This is a genomic window from Oleiphilus sp. HI0128, from assembly GCF_001635365.1.
In genome coordinates this window covers 1-535 of sequence record NZ_LWGG01000556.1, presented here as the reverse complement: position 1 = coordinate 535, position 535 = coordinate 1, and the positions used below count along the sequence as shown (strand labels likewise).

The 535-nt window shown below is 42.4% G+C and carries 1 protein-coding gene; it reads right to left on the bottom strand.

Going from position 1 to position 535, the window contains the following annotated elements; genetic code table 11:
* A partial coding sequence (locus A3763_RS06610; protein ID WP_156494977.1) for an EAL domain-containing protein occupies positions 1-535 on the bottom strand: 535 nt, incomplete at both ends.

The following is a 535-nucleotide window of genomic DNA, read 5'->3' as shown; positions in this document are numbered from 1 at the left end:
CTTGCAGGTAGTAACCCTGAATATAGTTGACGCCCGCTTGCCACAAAGTTGATAGCAGGGCTGCACTCTCTACCAGCGGCACGATAGTGAGTTTACCCATGGACTGTAAGGTCTGAATCATTTCTTTAGCCTGTTCTTTTGAATCTTCACCCTTTTGCATATCTTGAGTAAAGGAACCTTCAAGCTTGATGTATTCTGGGCTTAAGTGTTTCAGAAGGTTGAAAGGTTTTAAGGCATGGCCGAACTGATTGATCGACATTTTACAGTGTAGGGTGCTGATACCTTTGGCAAACTCTTTTGCTTGTTTCATGTAAGTGATAGCGTTGTTTTCCGATATCTGGAAAATTAAAGAGTCGCCAGGTAGGCGAGCGGCTTTCAGCGCTACATTCAGCCATGAGGTGAAGGTTTGATCTTGTAGCGTCTCGCTGGTCAGGTTAATAAAGAGTTTGGTGTCATGACCTTTTGATCTATGTTCACTTAAGTGTTTAATTGTTTGTAAGATAACCCATTTGTCGATTTTGCTGGCCATATTACT